General features: G+C 49.2%; 12 protein-coding genes. 10 read left to right on the plus strand and 2 right to left on the minus strand.

The features are described from left to right. Positions 1-517 precede the first annotated feature (517 nt). The 4 genes from L0M98_RS03745 to L0M98_RS03760 are packed head-to-tail and all read left to right on the plus strand — an operon-like array spanning position 518 to position 4,576. On the plus strand, positions 518-1,414 hold the full coding sequence (locus L0M98_RS03745) for a BatD family protein (RefSeq protein WP_004289470.1): 897 nt from the start codon (positions 518-520) through the stop codon (positions 1,412-1,414). A gap of 19 nt (positions 1,415-1,433) precedes the next feature. Next, the gene (locus L0M98_RS03750; protein ID WP_224200305.1) at positions 1,434-2,147 is read left to right on the plus strand and encodes a hypothetical protein; all 714 of its coding nucleotides are present in this window, start codon (positions 1,434-1,436) and stop codon (positions 2,145-2,147) included. Next, the gene (locus tag L0M98_RS03755; protein WP_227186572.1) at positions 2,144-3,199 is read left to right on the plus strand and encodes an SH3 domain-containing protein; all 1,056 of its coding nucleotides are present in this window, start codon (positions 2,144-2,146) and stop codon (positions 3,197-3,199) included. Before L0M98_RS03750 ends, L0M98_RS03755 begins: the two co-directional genes overlap by 4 nt. 12 nt (positions 3,200-3,211) lie before the next feature. Beyond that, positions 3,212-4,576, plus strand: a complete 1,365-nt coding sequence (locus L0M98_RS03760) for a WG repeat-containing protein (protein WP_004289473.1) — start codon at positions 3,212-3,214, stop codon at positions 4,574-4,576. A 204-nt stretch (positions 4,577-4,780) separates the two neighbouring features. Here L0M98_RS03760 and L0M98_RS03765 read toward each other — a convergent pair whose 3' ends face one another. Together L0M98_RS03765 and L0M98_RS03770 are read right to left on the minus strand one after the other, a co-directional pair. After that, the gene (locus L0M98_RS03765; protein WP_004289474.1) at positions 4,781-5,695 is read right to left on the minus strand and encodes a hypothetical protein; all 915 of its coding nucleotides are present in this window, start codon (positions 5,693-5,695) and stop codon (positions 4,781-4,783) included. A gap of 332 nt (positions 5,696-6,027) precedes the next feature. Continuing rightward, positions 6,028-6,300 carry a hypothetical protein gene (locus tag L0M98_RS03770; RefSeq protein WP_227215008.1) on the minus strand — a complete coding sequence of 91 codons (273 nt, stop codon included), beginning with the start codon at positions 6,298-6,300 and terminating at the stop codon, positions 6,028-6,030. A 54-nt stretch (positions 6,301-6,354) separates the two neighbouring features. Here L0M98_RS03770 and L0M98_RS03775 point away from each other — a divergent pair, with 54 nt between their 5' ends. The 6 genes from L0M98_RS03775 to L0M98_RS03800 all read left to right on the plus strand — a co-directional run bounded on the left by L0M98_RS03775 (position 6,355) and on the right by L0M98_RS03800 (position 13,117). Continuing rightward, entirely contained in the window at positions 6,355-7,014 is a 660-nt protein-coding gene (locus L0M98_RS03775; RefSeq protein ID WP_004289476.1) for a recombinase family protein, read from the plus strand. A 304-nt stretch (positions 7,015-7,318) separates the two neighbouring features. After that, a complete protein-coding gene (locus L0M98_RS03780) occupies positions 7,319-8,581 on the plus strand; it encodes a DUF3575 domain-containing protein (RefSeq protein ID WP_004289478.1) in 1,263 nt (420 codons plus the stop codon). Continuing rightward, positions 8,578-9,603: a DUF5119 domain-containing protein gene (locus L0M98_RS03785; RefSeq protein WP_004289479.1), complete on the plus strand. Its 1,026-nt coding sequence runs from the start codon at positions 8,578-8,580 to the stop codon at positions 9,601-9,603. Before L0M98_RS03780 ends, L0M98_RS03785 begins: the two co-directional genes overlap by 4 nt. Before the next feature lie 85 nt (positions 9,604-9,688). After that, positions 9,689-10,783: a fimbrillin family protein gene (locus L0M98_RS03790; RefSeq protein WP_004289480.1), complete on the plus strand. Its 1,095-nt coding sequence runs from the start codon at positions 9,689-9,691 to the stop codon at positions 10,781-10,783. A gap of 271 nt (positions 10,784-11,054) precedes the next feature. After that, positions 11,055-12,035: a fimbrillin family protein gene (locus L0M98_RS03795; RefSeq protein ID WP_224200307.1), complete on the plus strand. Its 981-nt coding sequence runs from the start codon at positions 11,055-11,057 to the stop codon at positions 12,033-12,035. Between the two features lie 35 nt (positions 12,036-12,070). Continuing rightward, a complete protein-coding gene (locus L0M98_RS03800; protein ID WP_227212378.1) occupies positions 12,071-13,117 on the plus strand; it encodes a FimB/Mfa2 family fimbrial subunit in 1,047 nt (348 codons plus the stop codon). Positions 13,118-13,127: the final 10 nt, after the last annotated feature.

The following is a 13,127-nucleotide window of genomic DNA, read 5'->3' on the forward strand; positions in this document are numbered from 1 at the left end:
TTACGGGCAAAATATAGGGTTCTTTGCATGGTGAACGGTAAAACCGCGGGTGGTCAAGCGTTATTTTGCCGGATTATCCGGGGCTAAAAAAGGCAACGGATAAGTAGCAAATCTGTCTCTTAACCTTTCATTATCCTGCATTTTAGCGATTTGGAAAGGCATAGAAGAATTTGGCTTAACTCTCCTCAATACCAAACACTTACTTTATTTATCCAAATTTTGTCGTTTTTTTGCGAGTTCTTCGTATATTTGCAATCGGATTGAGACAACTCTATCCAAGACATATTTAGAAAAGAAAGAAGCGTTATGCTTATCTTGTAAATCGAAAACGTAGGAAATTTTCAGATGTAGTACAAGGAAGGCATAGTGGTTCTCACGCTATAGCGTGGGCTGCTATATCCATATCTGTACTACAGGTTTCCTACGACCTTCGATTTAAGACGTGGCATTTGCAGTTCACGCTTTTATTATTTAATAACAGCCTTCTAAGGACTGGGAAGACATAAAAGAACTTAGGATGATGGATAAATTATCGGTTCACGCAAAAAAGACATTTCTTTCCCAACGACTTATTGCATGGGTATGTTGCTTATGCGCTATCGGAACAGCGGCAAAAGCATACGCAAATAATGATCCTACGTTTACAGTTTCTGCTCCGGAGAATATCGAAATTAATAAACAGTTCCGGCTGACATTTATTGTATCTTTCCCGGAGAAACCTGCTACTGTTGAAATACAGAATCTTGCTGTGCCCGAATTGAAAGGCCTTAAGGTGTTACTTGGCCCCACCAAAAGCAGTGCCACCAATGTGGAAAAAGTAGATGGAGAAATAAACCGGAAATATCAAGAGTCTTATACTTATGTGTTGCAGGCATTACAGGTGGGCAGGTGTTCCATTCCCTCTGCAAGTATTGTGGTGAACGGGCATCAGCTACATTCGCAGCAACTCGCAGTGAATGTCGTACCTGACGGGAAATTACCTCCTTCTTCCGACCCACAACCAAAACCGGATGTCTTTATGACAATGAACGTATCAGAACGCTCTCCTCGTATAAATGAACCCGTCGTGTTGGAATGCAAGTTATATACCACATCCCTTGCAGATAGCCTCGCCAATATGGAACAACTCATCTCTTCGGACGATTTCAAAATAGAACCGATAGATTTGCGGGGCAGCGCATGGCAAATAGAGCATCGGAATGGAAAGAATTATCAGGTGGCGGTGTTCCGGAAGTTATTACTCTATCCCCTACGGGCGGGAGAACTTCGTATAGGAGACCTGTACATGGATGTTTATATCAGGCGGTACAATCTTTCTTCAGACCCGTTTGAAGCATTTTTTGAGGACGGCAACCACCAATTCGTAAAACAACGGGTGAACTGTCAGGGCATCACTCTCCATGCACACGAATAAACAGCTAAAACTTATGGATATGAAAACGAAAACAATTGTAACCGCAATGCTGCTGGCTACGGCGTATGTGCTGTTAGTCAATCTGATGTTCCTGTCCGGTTTCGGTAAGGATGAAATGGTAAAGGTTGGTTGGTATAGTGAGTTCGGAGGAAACAGCACGACTACCCTATATCCTCTTTATGTGTGGCTTAACTTTCCTTACACAGTTTGCTTTTATTTCTTCACGACGCTTTTCTTCGCCAAAGTGAAAGTACACGTAAACAAGTGGCTGGGCGAAACGGCTTTTGTGCTGTGGTGTGTCAGTCTCGTTCCGATTTTGGTGAATACCGTTTACGACTTGTATATGGTATCCAGTTTTGACGGAGATGAAATGTACCGTTCTTTGGAGAATTATTGGGAAACGGAAGGCAAGTCTGATTATCCTTTTATGTGGCTTCTGCTTTCGTCCCGTGTAGGGAATAATCGGAATTGGATGAACGATTTGAATTATTACGGTAATTGGGCGCTTTGGGCAGCTTTCTTGGCATTTGCCATTGTCTTTGCCTTACTGTTTAAGAAAGACAAAGTATTAGGCATTGCGGGTGCGACAGTTATGGTGGTATCTATCCTGCTGAACATGTTTCTGCTGCCATGCGGGTATATTGCCATCGACCTGTGTTGGATTGCATTATGTGCGGCAGTCTTATGGAGATTGCGCCAGTCGTCATTTGATAAACCGTTCGTTTTGCCATGAGAAGATTTTTATTAATACTGGCGGTAGTCCTTTTTGCGATGACCGCTTTTGCCGCCATTGCTCCCGGTCTATATCGGGTAAACGTTAACTCCACGCTCAATGTGCGCAATGCACCGGGTGGGGCTAAAATCGGATCGTTGTCCAATGGAGATCTCGTGCAGGTGACGGCGTGCGAAGATGATTGGGCACAAGTGTCTTTGAATGACGGTCGCACGGGCTATGTGCATGAACAATACCTTGAGCCTTTCTCCACTCTGGCTGCTCCGGCTGGAACATCTTACTCCACAGTCGGTCTTTCCGAACTCCGGCATTATACCCCTTTTGCCATATTGCTGTTTGCCGTCATTGCCTTCATCGGACTACGTACAGATACCAGATCGTTGTTCCACGCAGGTTGCCTTTTATGGGGCGGGGCTGAACTGTTCATGTTCGGAGCTGGGAGTGACAGCGCACTCGTCTGGTTCTGCGACCCTTCGGATGTAGGATGGATATTTACTATTATCATTTTTTTTGTAGCTATTGGCATCCTGTTCTTCCAGTACACTATTTACCGGGAGTTTACGGGCAGTCTTTTCGATGGCTTTTGGAGAAAACTTCTGTTTGGTATCTTTATCATTGTAGGAGTAATCCTGTTCTTAGGTATTTTTAATTACAATAGATACGACAGTATCACCCCTGATTCGCCAGAAACTCCGTTCTTTAACGAGACTTGGCATTTCGTACTTGCTTTCGTTGCCTATATGGCAGTATTGCTCTATTTGTTAAGAGATTGTGGTATTTGGATGAGCCTTTCGTTCACGGTGTTTGCTTTTGGTTTGGGAATTTCTTTTCTTGGAATGTTGAGCACCTTGATACTTGGAGCTTTACTGTGGCTGGGGCTGGCAGCATTCTCCGGCAGTGGAGGGAGCAATGGAAGTCGCGGAAATATCATAATTGAAGATTATGACGGTACGTATGAAGCCTACGAACATGGCTTTGGAATCTACAAAGATGTAACAGGTTCAGGCAAGACGTGGCGAAAGGAGGATTCTCAATATATCAGAATAAATTAAACATCGTCCATTATGAAAACGATCAGAAGTATGCTCAAACATTTATTCTTGGCTGTTCCGCTTATGCTCATAGTGTCATGTAACAGTCAACCACCATCTACCCTTATACCGCACCGTTGCGAAAACGGGAAATTCGGCTATGTCGATGAAAAAGGCAAGGAATGTATAGAAGGCAAATACGATTATGCCGAAGAATTTTCCGAAGATTTGGCAGTAGTGCAAGTGGGCAGGTACTTTGGGTACATAGACCGTAAAGGAGAAATCGTCATCCCGCTACAATATACTCAGGCTGCTTACTTCCTCCAAGGCAGGGCATTGGTGGCAAAAGAGGAACTGTATGGTTTCATCGACAAGGAAAACAGGGAAATCATTCCCTGTATTTATGAACGTATCACGCCGTTTGCCTCACACGAAGCCTATGCGGTAAAGAACGGAAAGACAGGCATCATCGATACGGAGGGTAAAGTGCTCGTGCCGTTTGAATACGATAAAATAGAACAACTGAAAAGCGGGCTATTCGTTGTTAACCAAGCCGGCAGGGAGGGTTTCCTCAATGCGCAGAAACAAATGATTCTGCCCTGCCAATACGGTTACTATACCATAGAGGATAAAGAAGGCAAGCCCCTGATAGTGCTGCGCACAAAAGACGACACTCCCTATTACCGCATCTCGTATAATTCCAGATACGGTCTGATGGACTTTGAAGGCAATGTACTGACACCATGCAAATACGAGAAAATAGGTGCGTTTACAGACGGAAACCTTGCCCATGTCATTCTCAACGACAAGGTTGGCTACATTGACTCGAACGGAAAAGAGGTCATTCCGCCCATATACGACTATTCGAGAACGCTGCCGGGAAACAGGTATGCGCTTTATAAAGACGGTCTTTGTTATCTGGTGGATAACCGGACAGGCAAGCAAGTCACATCCCAAGTTTATAACAAAATAGAGCAATATAGGGACAACCTGCTCAAAGTTTCCCTTGATGGGAAATATGGCATGATAGACCCGGACGGAAATATTGTGCTCGAACCAATCTATGATGAAATGTATGTATATGACGATTGGCTGAAACTTTATATCAAAGGAAGCGGAAAGGATGGTTTTGCCGGACGTGCTACCGTAGAAGAAGCCAAGTTGGTTATTCCTTGTGACAGATATGTCCGCATTGAAAGCTTCAACTTGGGTGGCGGCCAGTATGCCGAAGCGGTCAAAGCTGTCGCCAAATACACGTACCGGAACGGTGTTGTCAACCGGCAGGGAAAAGAGGTTGTCCCTTGCCAATATATCCACATTTACATGATAGAAAACGGAAAATGTCTTGTCATGGAGTCTGGTACTAACCAGCGAAAGTGGGTAAAATTGAATGAATAGCAACATTAAAGTATACACAATTATAATAAAAATCATAGAATAAAAAATAATTCGGCTGAATATAAAAGGAATAGAGTACCGGCTTAAACAAGGAAGCTGCCGACATAGAAAGACAACCGGAGAAATGACCGTGCAGAATAAAGTCTCCGAAACCTGTTTTACAGGATCGGAGACTTGTACTGCAAGACAATCCTCTGCCGGGGATTAGCGTTTGCCATGTGTATGTCTGCAAAAATAGTTTTGCAGGGATTGGTAACGGTTCGGAATGACCGCATTCTCATTGAAACCGTTCAGGCAATGAAGCAATGCTTTTTCGAGCGTGATGTATCGGCGACTGAAAGTCTGTACATTATCCAAGCAACAGGCTTCCAAAGCGTATTTGAACGGTGCAAGATTTTCAGGTTCTCTCCGAATCCGCACATACCACAGGAAGAACAACTGAATCGTGAAACTGTCGGATTCACCTGCTTTCATCAAATGTTCTTCATCAAGCAGCCGTCGGACAAACTCCGGGGTAAGCTGACAATCATTTTTCCGATAATACTTGCGTTTTGCCGTATTATAGGCTGCAAACTGTTCGATGTCCTGTGCCGTCAGCCTATATACTTCCGAGTAAAATGCACGTACTTCTTTACCTGTAACAACGATTTTCTCGTCTCCGAACTCGTATTCATACGCTTTTTCATCGGAGATTTCCTCTTCTGTAAAGGTCTTGAACCCGTAACATTCCGTTACGATGAACGGTTCTTTTCCGAACTTCGCCAGAGATTCGAGGGCATGGAGGCTGTTGCAGGAGAAGAACATGTCGTTTCCAATACTTTCACCGCTTTCCAGCAGCCGGATTTTTACGTCTTCGGAATCGTTGGTGTACTTCCATACTATCCGACAGCTTGCATAATGGGGATTCCTGCCGTTTGCCTCGACAAATCCGGCAAATCCGCTCTTGATGGCGGCCTTTGTCTTCTCTACATCCGTCAGGACGCTTCGTACCTTACAAGTTTCGCACCGGCCGAATTGCAAAGAATCGTCGGAAATTTCCGTTATCACTTTAGTGTTGGGGTTTATCGTGGCTTCGCATACTACCTGCGTGCCGCCACATCGTGTACATATTATACTCATATTTTGATAAGATTAAAAATTAATATATCCTTCTATCCGCTATTTTGAACTTGTCGATAAGGTTCTACCAACAGCTGCAATTCCTTTTCAACCAAACAGTTTGTCCAAATTCTGCTTAAAGCATAGCATTCGGAGACACTTCCTATCCGTCCCAAATTTTCCTGTCCGTAATTTGACTAACATTTGTACGCATAATACATAAAAGTTAAATTAAACATCGTTTTTCTTTTCCCTCTCTTCGGAAGCTTTTCGGCTTTCCTTGCCGGGAGAGATTTTACATGCAAGTCAGACAGTAGGGAAAGGACGGAAAGGCAAGCAAACGACCGGGGATTTCACGGAATACCCAACCCGACAGGTACGACATGGCGGGGGACTGAAAGGACATCTCTGATTTGGGAAGGCTGCCGGGCAAATCCACGAGCCGTTAGCATGGCGGTGCTTGACGCCGGACGACTGCTGTACCTTTGCATGGAAAAATCCAACCGGCGAGAGAATGTTAACGGGAAGAAAAGGGAAAAGGGTATAGCGGAAAGATATAAAATAATTGTAAAATAAGATGTTACGCCTACAATTATATACAAAATCCTTTCATATCGAACCATCATGCCTTATTTATACCGGACGGGAGCAATGTCGCTCCCGTAAAATAATTAAGGACTATGATAATAGGTTATTTAAGGGTCAGTACGGGCAAACAGAATCCGGCTAACCAGCAAGACGAGATCCGGCGTTTCGCCGACAGTAGAAATCTTTCCGTCAGCCAATGGGTAACGGAGGTCGCCAGCGGCAAGAAGAAGGAGTGCGACCGCAAATTAGGAGGGCTGATACGGCGCATGAAGCATGGCGACACGCTGATTGTCACAGAAATATCGCGTCTAAGCCGCACGCTAACGGACCTCATGGCCATCATGGGCAAATGTCTGGAGAAAGGAATCAACCTTTACACGACCAAGGAGGGGTATTCGTTTGACAACTCCATCAACAGCAAGGTGCTCTGCTTCGCTTTCGGCTTGGTAGCGGAGATTGAACGCAATCTAATTTCGATGCGCACCAAAGAGGCGCTCGCCCTGCGGAAAGCCGAGGGTGTCGTCCTCGGACGAAAAAAAGGCAGCTACACGAAAATGAATGTGCTGATCGAAAACCGGAAAGTCGTCGTCGGCATGTTGAAACGGGACTGCACGATTGCCGATATATGTAGGCGTTTCAACATCTCGCGAGATACATTTCTGAAATTCCGCAGCCGCTATAAAGAAATAGATAAAGCCATGAAAGAAAAAGAGATAAGACGAAAAGGAATGTCACAAAAACGGACGGTATGATTTTACGTTGGTTAAATCGTTGGTTAAATCGTTCGTTTTCAGCCACAAAATTACAAAAACATGAGCTATCCACAACAAAAATCTGCAAAAAATTGCGTTTCAGCTCTTTGAGTAGGGCGAATTTTCCCGGAGTGTCCGAATAATACGACCTTTTTTCGATAGCTTTTTTAATGAACAAATAAATCGGCATAACAGACAGTTATCAGGCTGATTATTTGTTGGTTTGGTGTTTTTTTGCCTTTAAATGAAAAGGCATGGCACGAGAGAATTGAATAAATAGCTGATATATAAATAGGCATAGACTATGACAATGAAACGAATACTGTTATTATTTCTCTTGTTCTGCGGCGGGTATGTTCATGCACAAGAGTTGGACTCGGTCCGTATCTATTACCGGCAGGGCCACAGAGAAGTGGACGTGCTCTTCAGGGATAATCGCGCGGAATTGGAGCGTTTTATCCGCATTCTACGCGAAGAATACGGGGCGAACCGACTTGAAGGCGTTGTGGTACGTTCGTGGTCATCGCCCGAAGGTGTGAACCATCTCAACGAGGTGTTGTCAGATCGCAGGGCCGATTCCCTGAAAACCTATCTCGTGCGCCACGCCGAAATTCCCGACAACTTGGTCTGTATACATGGCGAGGGCATCGCATGGGATATGTTGCGCCGGATGGTCGCCGCATCGGATATGCTCTATAAAAAAGAGGTATTGCACATCCTCGACCATACACCGGTATGGGTGTTCGACAAGGCGGGTCGCGTAGTGGACGGACGAAAAAAGCAGCTCATGGACCTGCGCGGCGGTATGCCGTACACCTACATGCTGGAGAACTTCTTCCCAGATTTACGCTCCAGCCTTTCGGTGGTCTGCTACCGGAAACCCGAACCGCCTGTAAAAGTCATTCCCCAAAAAGAGTCGGAAGTGAAAGAACCGGAACCGGTCCTGCAACCCGATAGCGTGGCGGAAACGACCTCCGAACCAGCAACGGTGCGGCAGGAAGCGACCGTGCAACCTCAGAGAGCGATGGTGCAGCGACTGGCCATCAAGACCAACCTGCTTTACGATGCGATACTGATGCCCTCGCTCGAAGTAGAGTACCGCATCGCCGACCGCTGGACGGTGAACCTTGAAGGCGAGATGGCATGGTGGAAGAACGACGGCAAGCACAGGTATTATCAAGTGGCAACAATCAGCCCGGAGGGACGCTGGTGGTTCGGGCAAAAGCAAGGCAGCCCGTGGCACGGCCACTACCTCGGCGTGTTCGGAGGCTTCACGTGGTACGACCTCGAAAACGGCAAGGAGGGCTATCAGGGCGAAGCCGAAATGGTCGGAGTCAGCTACGGCTACATGTTCCCCATCGGACGGCGGCTCTCCTTAGAAGCCGGTATCGGCGTGGGGTACATGCACAGCAAGTATGAGGTGTACGACCCGATACCTTATCTGGGCGGCACACATTACGTCTATCGGCAGACCAGCAAGCTGGACTACTTCGGGCCGCTGAAGTTGAAACTGACGCTCGTTTGGCGTTTGTGGGACACGGATAAGAAGAAAGGAGGCGCACGATGAGACGCACACCGCTATATATGGCATTATACGCCGCCACGCTTCTGTTGTTGGGCGGTTGCCGAAAGGATCTCTGTTACGACCACCCCGACCATGCTTTCTCCGTTCAGGTAAACCTCACCGCCACGTGGGAGCAGGAATGGGAACGCAGCTACCAGACCGACTGGCAGTCCGTGTGGAACCCTGCATGGCCCCAACGCTATGACGACCTTCGCCCCGACGTGCCCACCGGCATCCGTGCACGCATCTATACCGGCGGCACCGCCGAGAACGAGGGCAACCTGTCGCCCGAAGGAGGCCGTCTTTATATGAACGAAGGTACGCACGACCTGTTGTTCTACAACAATGACACGGAATACATCGTCTTCAACGACATCGCCGCACTGGCTTCCGCAAGTGCCACCACCCGTAGCCTGACGCGGGGGGCTTTCGAAGCCCTGCACGCGGGGGAACGTACCGTGAACCAGCCCGACATGCTTTACGGCGCATACATAGGCAGCTACGAGGCCCTGCCCACGCAGGAGACTGTCGGTCTGCCCGTGCGTTTGCAGCCGCTCACCTATACCTACCTCGTGCGCTACGAGTTCCAACAGGGGTTTCAGTACGTGGCCCTCGCACGCGGAGCATTGGCAGGCATGGCCGAGAGCGTCTATCTGAACGACGGACACACCGGACCGGAAGCGGCTACCGTGATGTTCGACTGTACCCTGCGTGACTACGGTCCGGAGGCCACAGTGAAATCCTTCGGCATTCCCGACTACCCCGGCGACCACTACGGCGACGGCACCCGCACCACGGAACGCTCCTACCACCTCAATCTCGAAGTGCGTCTGCACAACGGCGCGATGAAGACCTTCGAGTTCGATGTGACGGACCAAGTGAAGGCCCAGCCCCGTGGCGGCGTGATTATCGTCTCCGACGGCCTTGTCATCACCGACGAGGAAGGTGCGGCAGGCTTCGACAGCGGTTTCGACATCGACGTGGAGGGATGGGGCGATTACATCGACATCCCCCTGCCATTGTAAGAAGGGTGACCTGTATAAAACAGATGTATTGATAACTAAATGATTAACCAAACAATAATGTATTTTTAATTTAAGCTTTTGCATCATGAAAAAGAGTTTATTTTTGCTGGGAGTCGCCGCAGCGGTGTTCTCCGGCTGTAGCAATCAGGAAGTGATGGACGTGGCCGAATACGCCAACCAGCCCATCGAGTTTACAACTTTTGTGGACAAGACCACCCGTTCCGGTGATGTCACATCACAAAATTTCCAGAAGTTCTGGGTATTCGCACAGAACAAAGGCACAGGCGACCAGAACTGGGCAGACGCCTTTACCAACGTGCAGGTGAGCAAAGCAGGCGACAACGAATGGCTACCCATAAACACCTACTACTGGGAAAAAAACAAGGAATTCCGCTTTGCGGGCTATGCCAACGGGGAAAGCCAGCTTAACAAGTCGATTGTCAGCTACGATGCGGGCTCGCAGAGCGGAGGATCGACCTCCGGCCTGCTGACTTTCACGGCGTACAGCACGGACGGGAAGAACGACCTCGTAGCCGCAATGGGCAACGAGTCCAACTACACATGGGACGGCACAGCGTCGGGCGAAGCCCCGAAAGTAAGCATGACGTTCCGGCACATGCTGTCCAAGCTGACCTTCACGTTCAAGACCAAGATGGCCAACACCTACACCGTGGCTGTGAACAACCTACGGATAGAGAGCGCAACGACCAAGTCCACGGGAACGTACCACAAGGCCAACGAAGGCACAATCACGTGGAGTACTGACCAGCTCTCAAACACTACGGGCACATACACTTTCGACAACATCACCGACGTGACTGCCGACGCTGCCAACGAACAGGGATACTTCAGCCAGACATGCGCACCGCTGTTCGTTATTCCGCAGACCTGCGGCACGTTGAGCGTCCAATTCACCGCAGTGGTAAAGAACGCTGCCCAAGAAACGATAGGACAGCAGGATTTCAGTGCCACATTGAGCTACAATCCGAGCAACAGCGAAACCAGCTTGCAGAAGAACACATGGACAGCCGGGTACTACTACAACTACACGGCAGAGCTGAAGATGGAAGACATCAACACCGACCCGAACGCCAAGCCTATCAAGTTTGATGTAACCGTAGATAAGTGGAAAGATACTACGCCGGGTGATGACCTTAATTTGACTGATAAAAAGAACTAAACGCTTACCGTACCAGCCAATCCGTTTCCGTGAGTTGCGCGACCCACTTCCGTGAGTTGAGCAACTCAGCGCGGCGAGTTGAGCAACTCACCATGACGAGAAACTTAACTCAGCGAAACGAGATACGCAGCTCGGCCGGTTAGGCCAATCGGACCGAAGAATACAGGCCGGGCGGGGTTGAATGTTCCCTTCCCGGCCACAATGATACAGGACAGACCGCACACATGCAGCTTTCCTGCAAGAACGGAATAACCTTTATATGATGAGATATATGAACAGAAGAAAGAACACCCTCGGAATCCTGCCCCTGCTGGCGACGGTGCTGTTGTCAGCGGCTTCCTGCACGGAAAGCGTGGTGCAGGACATGGAGACAGCCGGAGACAGCGGGGCGATACGTTTTTCGCTACCCACGCTGACACGCTCCGCCATCGGGAGTGCGGACGACCTGAACACCGACGGCCAGTCGTTCAGCGTGTGGGGCAGCTACCGCCACACCAGCGGCACGGACAACGACGTGCAGATATTCGACAACACGACCGTGACCTACGGTTCCGGTACAGGCTGGACCTACGGAGGCGGCCTGCTGTACTGGCAGTCGGGCAACACCTACGACTTCTACGCCCTCTATCCGTCCACCGGAACGCTGGGCGATGCCGTGTCCGTCGCCTGCACGGACGGCACCTTTACCGTCAAGAACTTCGTCGCCACGAAAGGGCACGACCTGATGACGGCGGAACGAACAAATATAGTAATCGAGGCAGACAAAGCCCCCGAATCTGTCAGCTTCAAATTCTCCCATCGGCTCACAAGGCTGGCCTTCAATATCAGGGCCGTGGGGCGCGGTGTAACGGTTACTTCCTTCAAAGTGAACGGCGTGACTTACAAAGGCGACCTTACTTGGAATGCCTCCGGTGGAAGCTCGTGGAGCAACACCGCCAAGACAAACGACAGCGATGCCCTGTTGGCCGCAAAGGATATTTCCATCACAGCCGGCGAGACCCGCAACATGCTGGGCGACGTGCTGTTACTCCCGCACACCGACCTGACTGGTACCGAAATCGCCGTGAGCTACCGTTTCGAGGGCGAGACCGCCGACCGGAATTCCACGGTCAACCTCTCTGGCGGGAATGCGAAACAATGGGATGCAGGCAGCCAATATGCCTACACCCTGACCGTTTCGGCCGCTTCGCTCGCAATCAACGTGAAGGTTCTCGACTGGGATGAACAGGACACCTCCGTGTCATGGCAATAAAATGAGAAATTTATAGACAACAATACATACGGTGTATGAAAGCATATATAAAACGATATTTACCGCATCCTTTCTCCCTGCTTCTGCCAGCCGCCCTCGCATGGGCTGCCAGCCTGTTGGCCGGCTGCACGGACCGAGTGGACGAATGGATACCCGACGGACGCACAGCCTCCGTTACCCTGCACGTACCAATGGCCGATATACGTTCCACGCACACCACGGACGAGGAGTACAAGGCCGCTGAAGAGAAGATAAACACCTTGCGCATATTGGTATTCTCGCAGGACAAACCTGTCATCAACAAACAGTTCAAGGAAGCCGACCTCTCCGGCGGCAGTGTCACCATCGAGGGTGTGCCGGTAGGTACTGTGGACATCTATGCCGTGGCCAACGAGGCCGCCCTCGGCAAGGACTATTCCGACATGGCAGACTTCGAGGACAACCTCGTGCAGGTCGGCAACACCAAAAAAGCTTTGGTGATGGATGAACACCGCACGCACTTCCCAAAACGCTTTACGGAGCAGGAAATCGCACAACACGGCCTACCCATGAGCTGGCATCGCGATGTGCAGATAATTCCATCCGACGGCACGCCGCAGACCATCGAAGTGGAACTGGAGCGCTCCGTGGCCAAGCTCAACGTCATTATGAACAACACGCTGAGCCACCCGATTACCATCACTTCCATGACTTTCGGCGAGTTCTTCGGCGACCGGCTCTACCTGTTCCGCGAGCAGACCCTTGACGTTCCCGACGACACGGAGTATGATGTTCAAAACTACGAGAGCCTCTCTGTCGAAATCGGAGGTTACGGCAGCAAGACGCTGGCCCTTTACATCTATCCCTCATACGCATGGACGGATGCAAGCAAGGACTCGCCATATACCATCGGTTTCACCACAAGTACAGCTCCCTATGACGCCATACCTTTCATCAACGAATACGGCGGCGCTCTGAACTCTATCGCCCGTAACAAGCAAGTGAACATACACGCCACACTCAGTTCGGAGGCCAACCTCACGCTAAAATTTGAAGTAAAGGACTGGGATACGGAAGAGATAACCGTTCCCCCGTTCAATTAAACGAAACTGC

The sequence above is a fragment of the Butyricimonas sp. DFI.6.44 genome, assembly GCF_022132345.1.
Taxonomy (GTDB): domain Bacteria; phylum Bacteroidota; class Bacteroidia; order Bacteroidales; family Marinifilaceae; genus Butyricimonas; species Butyricimonas muris.